Here is a 13158-nt window from a genome sequence, read left to right as displayed (position 1 = left end):
GGCGCACGCCAGGCACATGGGACGGTTTGCGCACCTTGGGGGTGGTGCGCCCGGTCCGTGGCGTACGGCTAGTACGACAGCCCGTAGCCGATGGGGTACAGCACCTGCTCCGGATCATCCGCCCGCCGCACCGCGACCGGCAGCTTTCCGCGCGGTTTCACCCGCCCCGCGATCACCCGTGCGGCGGCCCGCAGTTCGACGTCGGTCCAGGAGTAGGCGGCCAGGACGGCCGGCACGGACGGCAGCTGGGCCACGTCGTACGGGTTGCGGATCGCCACCGCCACGACCGGCCTCCCGGTCGCCACGAGTTGCTCCACCAGCGTCTTCTGGCTGCTGCTCGCCGTGACGTTGTACGTGGCCACCACCACCGCGTCCGCGTCCCGCGCCGCCGCGACCGCCTTCGTGATGGCTGCCGCGGAGGGGGCCGTGCCGGTGGACAGGGCGGTGGCGGTGAAGCCCAGTTCGCTCAGCGCGCCCGCGAGCACGCCGGTGGGCGGCCCCGTCGTGCCCGACGGCGAGGCCGGATCCGCTCCGGTCACCAGCACCTTGGGGTACCGGCGCCGCGACAAGGGCAGCGACCGCCGCTCGTTGACGAGCAGCGTGGTCGTCCGCTCGGCGATCCGGCCGGCCGCGGCCCGGTGCGCCCGGGTCCCGACGGCCCGGTCCACACCGTCCTGACCGACGTACGGCGAACGGAAGAGCCCCAGTCTCGTCTTCAGCCGCAGCACCCGCAGGATCGATTCGTCGAGCCGGGCCTCGGTGAGCTCACCCTCGCGCACGGCCGTCAGCACGGCGTTCCAGGCCAGGTCGAGGTCGGGCGGGTTGAGCAGCTGGTCCACGCCCGCCTTCAGTGCGAGCACCGGCACCCGGGCGTCGCCGTACTTGCTCCGCACGCCCTCCATGCCGAGGGAGTCGGTGACCACGACCCCGTCGTAGCCGAGGCGTTCGCGCAGGATGCCGGTGAGGATCGGGCGGGAGAGGGTGGCCGGGTCGCCGGAGTCGTCGAGGGCCGGGACCATCAGATGCGCGGTCATGATCGAGTCGATGCCCGCGGCGATCGCCGCCCGGAACGGCGGTGCGTCGAGCTTCTCCCACAGTTCCCGGCTGTGGGTGATGGTGGGGAAGCCGGTGTGGCTGTCGACGTTGGTGTCGCCGTGCCCGGGGAAGTGCTTGGCCGTCGCGGCGACACCGGACCCCTGGTACCCGGCGACCTCGGCGGCCACCAGCGCGGACACCGCCCGCGGGTCGGCGCCGAAGGACCGCACGCCGATGACCGGGTTGGCCGGGTTGACGTTCACGTCGGCCACGGGGGAGTAGTTCTGCCGGATCCCCATCGCCCGCAGCTCGGCGCCCGCGATCCTGCCGAGCGCGCGGGCGTCGGACCGCGACCCGCCCGCCCCGAGCGCCATGGCCCCCGGGAAGAGCGTCGCCGGCTCGCCCACCCGGGCGACGATCCCGTGCTCCTGGTCGGTGGAGATGAGCACGGGCAGCCCGCGCGGCAGCTCCAGTGAGGCCTTCTGGATGCCGTTGGACAGATCGGCGATCTGGTGCGGCTCACGGGTGTTGTGCGCCCAGGTGAAGTAGATGATGCCGCCGACCCGGTACTTCGCCAGCAGCTCGGCGGCCGTGCGGACCCCGATCTCCTTGAGGTTGGCGTCGATGTCGGCCTGGTCGGGGGCGGTGGCGGAGTGGCCGTAGACCCGCATCACGAAGAGCTGGCCGACCTTCTCCGGAAGCGTCATGCGGGAGATGAGGGCGCGCAGCCGGCTGTCGTCCGGGGCCGCGGCATGCGCGGCCCCGGGGGCCGCGAGGGCGGCGGTGACGCCGGCCGTGGCGGCCAGGACGGTGCGTCTGGAGGGCTGGGCGGTGTTTCCCGTGCTTCCCGTGCCGGTGTCGTGCACGTGCGCTCCTTCCGGAGGTGATCCGCTCATGGATCCGCTGAAGGAAACTTCCAAGAGGTCACCAATATCCAGGAAGTTTCTGCCAGTCAAGGGAAGGCGCACCCACCGCACGTGGGGCCGCCACCGGCGCGGTTGGAGGGGGGCGCGCCGATGGCGACGGTGCCGCCGGCCGCGGTACGGCGGAGAGGGTGGTCAGCGATCGCAGCCAGTGGCGAGGGCCGACACCGCACCGTGGTGACTCTCCGGCGGTCTGCCCTTGGACGGGGACGGTCCGCCCCGGGTTCCCGACTCGGCCCGGATTCCGGCAAGTCGGGACGCACGGTGCGGCAGGTGCTCAACGAGGCGGATGAGCCGCCACTTCGGGCCACTGCTCACCGAGCACCCGTACGGTCTCCGCGATGGCCGGACGCCGGGCTGCCCCCGTCCGCCACAGCGCGTACAGCCGCCGCACCGGCATCGGATCGAGCGGCACCTCCACCACCCCGGCGGGCAGCGGCCCACGCCCCAGCCGGGGGATGAGCGCGACACCGAGCCCGGCCGCGACGAGGGCCACGAGGGTGGGGTTCTCGTCCGCCTGGTGGACGATGTCCGGCTCGTGCCCGGCCGTGCGCAGCGTCCGCAGCAGCCAGTCGTGGCAGACCCGCCCCGGCGGTTGGCAGATCCACCGCTCGCCGCCCAGCTCCTCCCTTCGCACGGCGGCCCGTCCGGCGAAGGGGTGCCCCTCGGGGACGAGCAGATCGCACAGGTCGTCCCCGATGACCGCCTGCTCCAGGCCGGGCGGCGCGGGCAGCGGCGCGATGTCCCAGTCGTGCGCGACGGCGAGGTCGACGGCGCCCTTCGCCACCAGATCGACCGACAGATGCGGGTCGACCTCCGAGAGCCGGGCGTCCAGGGCGGGATGCCGGCGGCCCAGCTCGGCCAGCACGCCCGGCATCAGCCCGCGTGCCGCCGACGCGAACGCGGCGACCGTCAGCCGCCCCGCCGGCCGGCCCCGCCGCTCCTCCAGCTCGGTCTCCGCACGCTCCACGATGGCCAGCAACTCCTGCGCGGCCGTGACCAGTTGGCGGGCCTCGTCGGTGAGCCGCACGCCGCGCCCCTCCCGCTCCAGCAGAACGGTCCGGGTCTCGCGCTCCAGCTTGGCGATCTGCTGGGACACCGCGGAGGGCGTGTACCCGAGGGCGAGCGCGGCGGCGCCGACGGTGCCGTGCACGGAGACGGCGTGCAGGGCGCGCAGCCGCTGGAGGTCGAGCACGGGGTGCCCCTTTCTGCTGAGCGATGCTTCATCCAACCATGCAGCAATCATCGCTGGTGCTTCATGGTCGTGGGGAGCCATGCTCGCCGCATGCGCCCGTCACACCTCGCTCTCGCCGTCCTGGTCGCCGCCGTCTGGGGCGTCAACTTCACGGTCATAGAGATCGGCCTGGACCACTTCCCGCCGCTGCTCTTCTCCGCCCTGCGCTTCCTGGCGGCGGCGCTCCCGGCGGTGTTCCTCGTGGGCCGCCCGAAGGTGGCGTGGAAGTGGATCCTGGCGGTCGGTCTGGTCCTCGGCGTGGCGAAGTTCGGCCTCCTCTTCGTCGGCATGGACGCGGGCATGCCGGCGGGCCTGTCCTCCCTGGTCCTGCAGATCCAGGCGGTGTTCACGGCGGCGATCGCCGCCCTGACCCTGGGCGAACGGCCGTCCCGCGTCCGCCTGCTGGGCATGCTGGTCGCCCTGGGCGGCATCGCCGTGGCGGCCGTGGACGAGGGCACCTCGGGCCCCCTCGGCGCGTTCGCCCTCGTCGTCGGGGCGGCGGCCTGCTGGGGCGCGTCGAACGTCCTCACCCGCAAGGCGGCCCCGCCCGACGCGCTGAACTTTATGGTCTGGGTCAGCACGGTCCCGGTCCTCCCGCTGCTGGCCCTCTCCCTCCTCACCGAGGGCCCCTCGCGCGACCTGGCCGCCCTGCGCGCCCTGGACTGGCAGGGCGCGGGCACGGTCGTCTACGTCGCCTGGATCACCACGGTCTTCGGCTTCGGCGCGTGGGGCTTCCTCCTGCGTCACCACCCCGCCTCGACGGTGGCGCCGTTCTCGCTCCTCGTCCCGGTCTTCGGCATGTCCTCGGCGTTCCTGTTCCTGGGTGAGCCGGTGAGCCCGCTGCGGTGGTGCGCGGCGGCGCTGCTGGTGGGCGGAGTGGCGCTGACGTCCCTGACACCGCGCCGTGCCGCACCCGCGCCGGCCCCGGACCTGACGGCCGCCGCCGGGACGCGCCCTGCCGACCCGCTCCCTGTCGCCGAGTGAACCCCGGCCCTGTGAGCGGCCCGGACCGGGCCGGGACGCGAACAGGGCACCGAGGCAGGCCGGAGTGGTCGCCGGACTCGGCCGGGTTCACGAGGAAGGCGGCCATGGCTGCTCTCCGCGTCGGGAAGCGAGGGGAAGAGAGGGCACTGTGACCGGCCGAGTCCGTGAGAAAAGCGTGTCACGCCCGGGAGGCGGGTGCATCCGGGGCGGCACGGGTGGCCCCGACGCGCCGCTGCCCCGCCCCCGGGTACTACGCCGCTGCCCCGCCCCCGGTACGACGGCCGCCGCCCCGCCCCCCGGGTACGGGGAGCAGGGCAGCGAGCGTGGTCCGGGACGAGGTCACCCGGTGTGCTCGGTGAACCTCGCAGCCGTCTCGGCCAGGACCTCCTGGCCGTCCCGCGCCCAGAGACCGTCGTTGAACAGCTCCACCTCGATGGCACCGGTGTAGCCGGCCGCCTCCACGTGGCCCTGCCACTCCCGCATGTCGATCGACCCGTCGCCGATCTGACCGCGGCCGGTGAGGACGCCCTCCGGGAGGGGGGTCGTCCAGTCGGCGAGCTGGAAGGTGTGGATGCGGCCGCCCGCGCCCGCCCGGGCGATCTGCGCGGGGGCGGTGTCGTCCCACCAGATGTGGTACGTGTCGACGGTGACGCCGACCTGGTGCGCAGGGAAGCGTTCGGCGAGGTCCAGGGCCTGGGCCAGGGTCGACACCACGCAGCGGTCCGAGGCGTACATGGGGTGCAGCGGCTCGATGGCCAGGCGCACGCCGTGCCGCTCCGCGTAGGGGCCCAGCTCCGACAGGGCGTCCGCGATGCGCTCGCGGGCGCCGTGCAGGTCCTTGGAGCCCGCGGGAAGGCCACCCGAGACCAGGACCAGGGTGTCCGTGCCCAGCGTCGCCGCCTCGTCGATCGCGCGGCGGTTGTCGGCCAGGGCCTCCGCCCGCTCCCGTGGGTCGATCGCGGTGAAGAAGCCGCCCCGGCACAACGTCGTCACCGTGAGGCCCGCGTCGCGGACCAGCTTGGCCGTGGCCTCCAGTCCGTACGTCCGCACCGGCTCGCGCCAGAGCCCCACGTTGCGGATGCCCAGCCGGGCGCAGCCGTCCACCAGTTCCGGCATGGACAGCTGCTTCACCGTCATCTGGTTGACGGAGAAGCGCTCCAGCCCGCTCACTGGTCCACCCCGTACACGCTCAGCAGCGTCTTCATCCGTTCCTCCGCGAGCTTCGGGTCGGGGAACAGCCCGAGTCCGTCGGCCAGTTCGTACGCCGTCGCGAGGTGCGGCAGTGAGCGGGCCGACTGCAGGCCGCCGACCATCGTGAAGTGCGACTGGTGGCCCGCCAGCCAGGCCAGGAAGACCACGCCCGTCTTGTAGAAGCGGGTCGGGCTCTGGAACAGGTGGCGGGAGAGCCCGACCGTGGGGTCGAGCAGATCACGGAAGCCGCGCACGTCGCCCGTGTCCAGGACCCGGACCGCCTGAGCCGCCAGCGGACCCAGCGGGTCGAAGATGCCGAGCAGCGCGTGGCTGAAGCCCTGCTCGTCGCCCGCGATCAGCTCGGGGTAGTTGAAGTCGTCACCCGTGTAGCAGCGCACGCCCTTGGGGAGCCGGCGCCGGATGTCGATCTCGCGCCGGGCGTCCAGCAGGGAGACCTTGATGCCGTCGACCTTGTCGGGGTGGGCGGCGATGACCTCCAGGAAGGTGTCCGTCGCCGCGTCCAGGTCGGACGAGCCCCAGTAGCCCTCCAGGGCCGGGTCGAACATCGGGCCCAGCCAGTGCAGGACCACCGGCTCGGCCGACTGGCGCAGCAGGTGACCGTAGACCTCAAGGTAGTCCTCGGGTCCGGAGGCCGCCGCCGCGAGCGCCCGGGACGCCATCAGGATGGCCTGCGCGCCGGACTCCTCGACGACCGCGAGCTGCTCCTCGTAGGCCGCGCGGACCTCCGCGAGCGAACCGGCGGCGATCTGGTCGGTGCCCACGCCGCAGGCGATGCGGCCGCCGACCGACTTGGCCTCGGCCGCCGACCTGCGGATCAGTTCCGCCGCGCCCGCCCAGTCCAGGCCCATGCCGCGCTGGGCGGTGTCCATGGCCTCGGCGACGCCCAGCCCGTGGGACCACAGGTGGCGGCGGAAGGCGAGGGTGGCGTCCCAGTCGACCGCGGCGGGCGAGTCGGGGGAGACGTCGGCGAACGGATCGGCGACGACGTGCGCCGCCGAGAAGACCGTGCGGGAGGTGAACGGCGTGCCGGGGGTCACGGCCAGGGGTTCGGTGCGCGGCTCGTACGTCCGCAACGCCCCGTCGGCGTCGGGGAGTCGGATCGTCACAGCGAGATCTCCGGTACGTCGAGACGGCGGCCCTCGGCCGAGGAGCGCAGGCCCAGCTCGGCGAGCTGCACACCGCGGGCACCGGCCAGCAGGTCCCAGTGGTAGGGGGCGTCGGCGTAGACGTGCCGCAGGAACAGCTCCCACTGGGCCTTGAAGCCGTTGTCGAACTCGGTGTTGTCCGGGACCTCCTGCCACTGGTCGCGGAAGACCTCCGTGGCGGGGATGTCCGGGTTCCAGACCGGCTTGGGGGTGGCGCTACGGTGCTGGACGCGGCAGTTGCGCAGGCCCGCGACCGCGGAGCCCTCCGTGCCGTCGACCTGGAACTCCACCAGCTCGTCGCGGTTGACGCGCACGGCCCAGGAGGAGTTGATCTGGGCGATCGCGCCGCCCTCCAGCTCGAAGATGCCGTAGGCGGCGTCGTCGGCCGTCGCGTCGTACGGCTTGTCGCTCTCGTCCCAGCGCTGCGGGATGTGCGTGGCGGTGAGCGCCTGGACGGACTTCACCCGGCCGAACAGCTCGTGCAGCACGTACTCCCAGTGCGGGAACATGTCGACGACGATGCCGCCGCCGTCCTCGGCCCGGTAGTTCCAGGACGGGCGCTGGGCGGTCTGCCAGTCGCCCTCGAAGACCCAGTAGCCGAACTCGCCGCGCACGGAGAGGATCCGGCCGAAGAAGCCGCCGTCGATGAGGCGCTTCAGCTTGAGCAGGCCCGGCAGGAAGAGCTTGTCCTGGACGACGCCGTGCTTGATGCCGGCCTCGTTCGCCAGCCGGGCGAGGTCCAGGGCGCCGTCGAGGCCGGTGGCGGTCGGCTTCTCGGTGTAGAGGTGCTTGCCTGCCGCGATGGCCTTCTTCAGCGCCTCCTCGCGGGCGGAGGTGACCTGGGCGTCGAAGTAGATGTCCACCGTCTCGTCGGCGAGGACCGCGTCCACGTCCGTCGACCAGTGCTCCAGCCCGTGCTTGTCGGCCAGCGCCTTCAGCGCGTGCTCGCGGCGTCCGACCAGGATCGGCTCGGGCCACAGCACGGTGCCGTCGCCGAGGTCGAGCCCGCCCTGTTCGCGGAGGGCGAGGATGGAGCGGACCAGGTGCTGGCGGTAGCCCATGCGCCCGGTCACGCCGTTCATGGCGATACGCACCGTCTTGCGTGTCACGTCGTTCCCTTCGTACGCGGTCGTCGCGCCGCGTACGCCCCACCCTTCACGGGCGGCCCGGTGAACAGGCCGTGGACTGGTGAACGTCACAGCAAGCGCTTTCTACATACGGAGAAGCTAGCCTCTGAACCGCGGTCCGGACAAGACCGTGACCAGGACGAGTTGTTCGAGGGGGCGAACAACCCGGGGTCGGGGGCTTAAGGTCTGCTCGGAACCATGGCCATGGGTTCGTCGGAGCAGAGGCGGTCGACCTGCTGCTCCGTTCGGAACCATGGCCAGTGGTCTGGGTGTGTACGAGGGCGGAGACGAGATGCGCGACCGGAGGACGACGAGATGACGGTGACCCTGGCGGACGTGGCGGCCCGCGCGCAGGTCTCGCCCGCGACGGTGTCGCGCGTGCTGAACGGGAACTACCCCGTGGCGGCCTCCACCCGCGAACGGGTGCTGAAGGCCGTGGACGAGCTGGACTACGTGCTCAACGGACCCGCGAGCGCCCTGGCCGCCGCCACCTCCGACCTGGTCGGGATCCTGGTGAACGACATCGCCGACCCCTTCTTCGGGATCATGGCGAGCGCGATCCAGGCCGAGATCGGCGGGCCGGGCGGCCGTGCGGGCGGGGAGAGACTCGCGGTGGTCTGCAACACGGGCGGCTCCCCCGAGCGGGAGCTGACCTATCTCACGCTGCTCCAACGGCAGCGCGCCGCGGCGGTGGTGCTGACCGGCGGGGCGATCGAGGACGCCGCGCACCAGGCGGCGATGGACACGAAGGTACGGAAACTGGTCGACGCCGGGACACGGGTGGTGCTGTGCGGGCGGCCGCCCGCGCCGGAGACCGGGGCGATCGCGCTGACCTTCGACAACCGCGGCGGCGGGCAGGAACTGACCGAGCACCTCATCGGGCTCGGCCACCGGCGGCTCGGCTACATCGCCGGCCCCGAGGAGCGGACCACCACGCGGCACCGGCTCGAAGGGCACCGGGCCGCGCTGGCCGCGCACGGGATCGAGGAGGACCCCCGCTGGACGGTGCACGGGCGATACGACCGGCGGTCCGGCTACGAGGCGACGCTGGAACTGCTGCGGCGTGACCCGTCGCTGACGGCGGTCGTCGCGGCGAACGACTCCGTCGCGCTGGGGGCGTGCGCGGCCCTGCGGGACTCGGGCCTGCGGATCCCGGAGGACGTATCGGTGGCGGGCTTCGACGATCTGCCGTTCAGCATCGACGCGGTGCCGTCGCTGACGACGGTGCGGCTGCCGCTGGCGGAGGCGGGGGCCCGGGCCGGACGGATCGCCATGGGCCGGGAGGAGGCGCCGCCCGGGGGGATCGCGTCGGTGCGGGGGGAGTTGATGGTGCGGGGTTCCTCCGGGGTGCCGCGCTCTTCCTAGCCGGTGGGGCCTGTGGGCGGGGGCGGTGTGGGGGCCCGCCGTCCTCATGCCCCTGCGCCCCCGCTTCGGCCCGAACGTCTCGTCCTCAGGTGATCCGGCTCCGCCGGGCAGGCCCCTCCGGCGAGTGCCACGTCCGGGAACGCGACGGGAGGACGAGTGCGGGGCCTCGTCAGCGGACGACGTCGAAGACGTTCTTCTGCAGCCCGTTGGCGTAGGCCTCGTGTTCGACGAGCCGCAGCTTCTGGGTGTCCTTGTCCGTGGCGCTGAAGAGCCGCTTGCCGGCCCCGAGCAGGAGCGGAAAGACGAGCAGGTGGTAGCGGTCGATCAGGCCGGCGTCGGAAAGGGCCTGGTTCAGGGAGGCGCTGCCGTGGACGATGATCGGGCCGCCCTCGGTCTCCTTCAGTGCGGCGACGTCGTCGAGCGAGCGCAGGATCGTCGTCTCGCCCCAGTTCGGCACCAGGTCGTCCTCGGTGAGGGTGGTGGAGACGACGTACTTCGGCATCACCTTGTAGTCGGCGAAGTCCTCCATGTCTGGCCACACCGGACTGAACGCCTCGTAGCTGGTGCGGCCCATCATCATCGCGGTGGCCTCCTTCTGCTCCCGGCCCTTGATCTCGAAGGCCTCGGGAAGGAACTCGACGTTCTTGAAGGTCCACCCGGAGTTCCGGTAACCGGGCTCGCCGCCCGGGGCCTCCACGACGCCGTCGAGCGAGATGAAAGCGGTGCTGATCAGGGTGCGCATGTCGGGTTCCTCGGTATCTCGTGTCGGGTTCTCGGCGGATTCCGTCGGTGCACGCTTCCACATCACTCGCGGCTGCGACGCACGAACACCCTTCCTGACCGGGGAACACGGAGAAACTCATCGGCCCTCGACTGTCCGATCGATCTCGTCCTGGTCTCAGGTGCCCTGGACGTCTTAGGCTCGACCCGTAGATATCTCTGACTCAGTCAAAGATCGGGGGTCGGGACCATGACCGTCCAGGACATCCGCTCCTTCAACCGCTTCTACACGAACGTCATCGGCGCCCTCGACTACGGCCGCCGGCTTTACGCCCCCTACACCCTCACCGAGTCCCGCGTCCTCTACGAGCTGGCGCACGCACCCCGCACGGACGCCGCCGACCTGCGGGCCCAGCTGCACCTGGACGCCGGGTACCTGACCCGCATCCTGAACAGGTTCGAAGAAGACGGCCTGGTCGAGCGCGGTCCCTCCGAGACGGACCCGCGCCGCCGCCGCGTCACCCTCACCGCGTCCGGCCGGGAGGCCGCCGCGCTGCTCGACGAACGGGCCCGGGAGTCGGTCGGCGCGATGCTGGACACGGTCCGGGCCGAGGACCGGCCGCGGCTGGCCGAGGCCATGCGGACCGTCCGGACGATCCTGGGCGACGACCGCGCCCCGCGCCCCGAGGACGTCGTCCTGCGCGAGCCCGCCCCCGGCGACCTCGGCTGGATCGTCCAGCGCAACGCCGCGCTGTACGCCGCCGAGTACGGCTGGAACGCCGACTACGAAGGCCTGGTCGCACGGATCGTGGCCGACTACGCCGAGGACCACGACCCGCGTCTGGAGCGCACCTGGATCGCCGAGCTGGACGGCCGGCCGGTCGGCTGCGTGATGTGCGTACGGGACGACGCGCCCGCCACCGCCCGCCTGCGGCTGCTGCTCGTCGAGCCGGACGCGCGCGGCCTCGGCATCGGCGACCGCCTGGTCGGCACACTCGTGGACTTTGCCCGCGAGGCCGGCTACCGCGAGGTCGTCCTGTGGACCAACGACGTCCTCACCGCGGCCCGCCGCATCTACCAGCGCCACGGTTTCGTGCTGGTCGCGGAGAAACCGCACCGCTCCTTCGGCCGGGACCTGACCGGCCAGGACTGGCTACTGGATCTTCACGCAACACCCGGGGGCCGAAGGGGAGTCGTAGGCGGGGGTGCCGGGTAGGGTCCGTCCACATGAAGCTGGCGTTCTCCACCCTCGGTGTCCCCGGCCTGCCCCTGCCCGACGTCCTGCGGCTCGCGACCGCCCACGGCTATCACGGCGTGGAGCTGCGCACCCACCCCGAGGAACCGGTCCACACCGGCCTCGGCCCCGCCGAACGGGCGGACGTCGCGGCCGAGTTCAAGGGAGCGGGCGTAGAGCTCCTCGGCCTGGCGGGTTACGCACGGGTCGCCGCGCCGGGCGACGACGAGCCCGTCCTGGCCGAGATCCGCGCCCTCCTCGACCTGGCCCACGACCTGGGAGCCCCGTACGTGCGGGTCTTCCCCGGCGGCGACCTCGACGTCCAGACCCCCGAAGAGGCCGACGCGACGGCCGCCCGGCGTCTGGGCACGGCCGCTGAACACGCCAATGACCTGGGCGTGCGCATCCTCCTCGAAACCCACGACTCGCACCGCACCGCCGCCGACGCGATGCGGATCCTGGGCCTCGTCGGCCACCGACAGGTCGGCGCCCTCTGGGACGTCATGCACACCTGGCTCGGCGGCGAACAGCCCTCCGAGACCTACGCGGCACTCTCCCCCCACCTCGGCTACGTCCAGGTCAAGGACATCGCCTCCCCCGACGACACGACCCCCCTGGCCCTCGGCCAGGGCGTCCTTCCCCTGGCCGAATGCGTCGAGGTCCTCTCCCGCCACGGCTGGGACGGCTGGCTGTGCTGGGAGTACGAGAAGCGCTGGTACGAGGAGGCGGCGCCCCTGCCGGACCTTCTGGAGCCAGGGCGTGAGCACCTGAGCAGGCTGCTGAACGACTCGGCGTGAGGCGTCAGCGCGGAGCGGATCGGGCGGCCCCGGCCGCCAGGACCATCAGCAGCGCGGTGCATCCGCCGAGCAGCATGACCGCGGACGGCGACGTGCGGTCCAGGACGACGCCCCCGAGGAGCGCGCCGGTCGAGATGGTCGCCTGGAAAGAGGCGGTGAACAGGACCGACGCCGCTTCCGGGGCGCCCGGGGCCGCCCTGGAGAACCAGGTCTGCGAGGCGACCGGTACGGCGCCGTACGCGATGCCCCACAGGAGCAGCAGTGTCACCGCGCCCGCTTCCCAGCGGCCCAGAGCCGGAAGCAGCAGGGTCGCCGCGGCGATCCCGCCGCCCGCGAGGCCGATCACGGTGCGCGGCCTCCGGGCCGCCCAGATCCCGCCCAGCCAGTTGCCGAAGATCCCCGCGGCTCCGTAGAGCAGCAGGAAGGCGGTGACCGTGCCGGCGCCGGCGTGGGTGACCCGCTCCAGGAACGGCGTCACATAGGTGTAGGTGCCGAAGTGGGCCAGGACCACGAGAAACGTCAGCAGGAGCGCGAGGCGGGTGCCGTGGGTGCGCAGCAGCCCGCCGAGGACGCTCAGACGGGTGGCCCGGACCGGCGGCAGCGGCGGCACGAACCGGAGCAGCAGAAGCAGGACGCCGACGGTGAAGACACCCATGACCGTGAAGGCCGTCCGCCATCCGGCGAGGTCCCCGATGAGGGTGCCCGCCGGCACGCCGAGGACGGATCCCAGCGGAACGGCGGAGAAGATCACTGCCGTTGCCCGGCCGGCCGACTCCGGCGGCACCAGCCGGTCCGCCAGACCGGCTCCGATCGACCAGAAGCCGCCGATCGTGACGCCGACCATGATCCGGGAGACCAGCACGAGCCAGTAGCCGGGTGCCGCGGCCGCGAGGACGTTCGCCAGGGCCAGCAGGAGCGTGAGCAGGCAGAGCATCAGGCGGCGGTCGAGGCGCGCCGTGGCCGCGGTGACCAGCGGTGCGGCGACCGCCGCCAGGAAGCCGGGCATGGTCATCATCAGCCCGGCCATCCCGTCCGAGACGGTGAAGCCGGCTCCGATGGAGGTCAGCAGGCCGATCGGCAGGATCTCGGTGGTGACGATGGCGAAGATCCCGAGCGCCACGGAGACCACGGCGGCCCACCCGCCGCGCGAGGACCGTGGGGACATGGGTCGGCCGTCGACCGAAGCGGGGGTGGGTGCCGGCATGGCGATCCGTCCTGTGGGAGACAGCGCGTTCCGCCCACTCCAGCATGTGTCCCCCGTGGGGGGCTGGCAGGTCTGCGACGGCACCCGTGCCGGTCAGGGGTGATGTCGCGTTCCGGCCGGTGAGGAACCGACGCCCGGGATCGGTCGGCGGGCGCCGGGCTTGCCGAACTCCTCGATC

Annotated in this window: 11 protein-coding genes; 4 read left to right on the top strand and 7 right to left on the bottom strand. The window is 72.6% G+C overall.

The annotated features are described in order from the left end of the window. Positions 1-68: 68 nt before the first annotated feature. Together ACFY9E_RS11010 and ACFY9E_RS11005 are read right to left on the bottom strand one after the other, a co-directional pair. Complete coding sequence (locus ACFY9E_RS11010; RefSeq protein ID WP_390981507.1) at positions 69-1901, bottom strand: glycoside hydrolase family 3 N-terminal domain-containing protein; 1833 nt, start codon at positions 1899-1901, stop codon at positions 69-71. Positions 1902-2235: 334 nt separating this feature from the next. After that, on the bottom strand, positions 2236-3153 hold the full coding sequence (locus ACFY9E_RS11005; RefSeq protein WP_390981505.1) for a LysR substrate-binding domain-containing protein: 918 nt from the start codon (positions 3151-3153) through the stop codon (positions 2236-2238). Positions 3154-3243: 90 nt separating this feature from the next. Between ACFY9E_RS11005 and ACFY9E_RS11000 the strand changes: the two genes are divergently transcribed. Further along, positions 3244-4176: an EamA family transporter gene (locus tag ACFY9E_RS11000; RefSeq protein WP_390981503.1), complete on the top strand. Its 933-nt coding sequence runs from the start codon at positions 3244-3246 to the stop codon at positions 4174-4176. Positions 4177-4515: 339 nt separating this feature from the next. Here the strand turns inward: ACFY9E_RS11000 and ACFY9E_RS10995 are convergent, their stop codons facing one another. From ACFY9E_RS10995 to ACFY9E_RS10985, 3 genes are read right to left on the bottom strand one after another with little or no spacing between them, the layout of a single operon-like run. Next, on the bottom strand, positions 4516-5313 hold the full coding sequence (locus ACFY9E_RS10995) for a TIM barrel protein (RefSeq protein ID WP_390982067.1): 798 nt from the start codon (positions 5311-5313) through the stop codon (positions 4516-4518). A 29-nt stretch (positions 5314-5342) separates the two neighbouring features. Beyond that, complete coding sequence (locus ACFY9E_RS10990; RefSeq protein WP_390981501.1) at positions 5343-6494, bottom strand: DUF993 family protein; 1152 nt, start codon at positions 6492-6494, stop codon at positions 5343-5345. Beyond that, complete coding sequence (locus ACFY9E_RS10985; RefSeq protein WP_390981499.1) at positions 6491-7642, bottom strand: Gfo/Idh/MocA family oxidoreductase; 1152 nt, start codon at positions 7640-7642, stop codon at positions 6491-6493. The genes ACFY9E_RS10990 and ACFY9E_RS10985 overlap by 4 nt, the downstream gene beginning before the upstream one ends. Before the next feature lie 333 nt (positions 7643-7975). On the opposite strand from ACFY9E_RS10985, the gene ACFY9E_RS10980 reads away from it, so the two are divergent. After that, positions 7976-9025 (top strand): substrate-binding domain-containing protein, encoded by a 1050-nt coding sequence (locus tag ACFY9E_RS10980; RefSeq protein WP_390981497.1) that lies wholly within the window; start codon positions 7976-7978, stop codon positions 9023-9025. A gap of 169 nt (positions 9026-9194) precedes the next feature. Here ACFY9E_RS10980 and ACFY9E_RS10975 read toward each other — a convergent pair whose 3' ends face one another. Further along, positions 9195-9767, bottom strand: coding sequence for a dihydrofolate reductase family protein (locus ACFY9E_RS10975; protein WP_390981495.1), 573 nt, complete (start codon positions 9765-9767; stop codon positions 9195-9197). A 228-nt stretch (positions 9768-9995) separates the two neighbouring features. Between ACFY9E_RS10975 and ACFY9E_RS10970 the strand changes: the two genes are divergently transcribed. Together ACFY9E_RS10970 and ACFY9E_RS10965 are read left to right on the top strand one after the other, a co-directional pair. Further along, complete coding sequence (locus ACFY9E_RS10970; protein ID WP_390981493.1) at positions 9996-10961, top strand: GNAT family N-acetyltransferase; 966 nt, start codon at positions 9996-9998, stop codon at positions 10959-10961. An 11-nt stretch (positions 10962-10972) separates the two neighbouring features. Next, a complete protein-coding gene (locus tag ACFY9E_RS10965; RefSeq protein ID WP_390981491.1) occupies positions 10973-11776 on the top strand; it encodes a TIM barrel protein in 804 nt (267 codons plus the stop codon). Between the two features lie 4 nt (positions 11777-11780). Here the strand turns inward: ACFY9E_RS10965 and ACFY9E_RS10960 are convergent, their stop codons facing one another. Beyond that, positions 11781-12941 carry an MFS transporter gene (locus ACFY9E_RS10960; RefSeq protein WP_390981489.1) on the bottom strand — a complete coding sequence of 387 codons (1161 nt, stop codon included), beginning with the start codon at positions 12939-12941 and terminating at the stop codon, positions 11781-11783. Positions 12942-13158: the final 217 nt, after the last annotated feature.

This window comes from Streptomyces sp. NPDC012466 (assembly GCF_042955215.1).
Lineage (GTDB): Bacteria > Actinomycetota > Actinomycetes > Streptomycetales > Streptomycetaceae > Streptomyces.
This window is presented reverse-complemented; position numbering and strand designations above follow the sequence as displayed.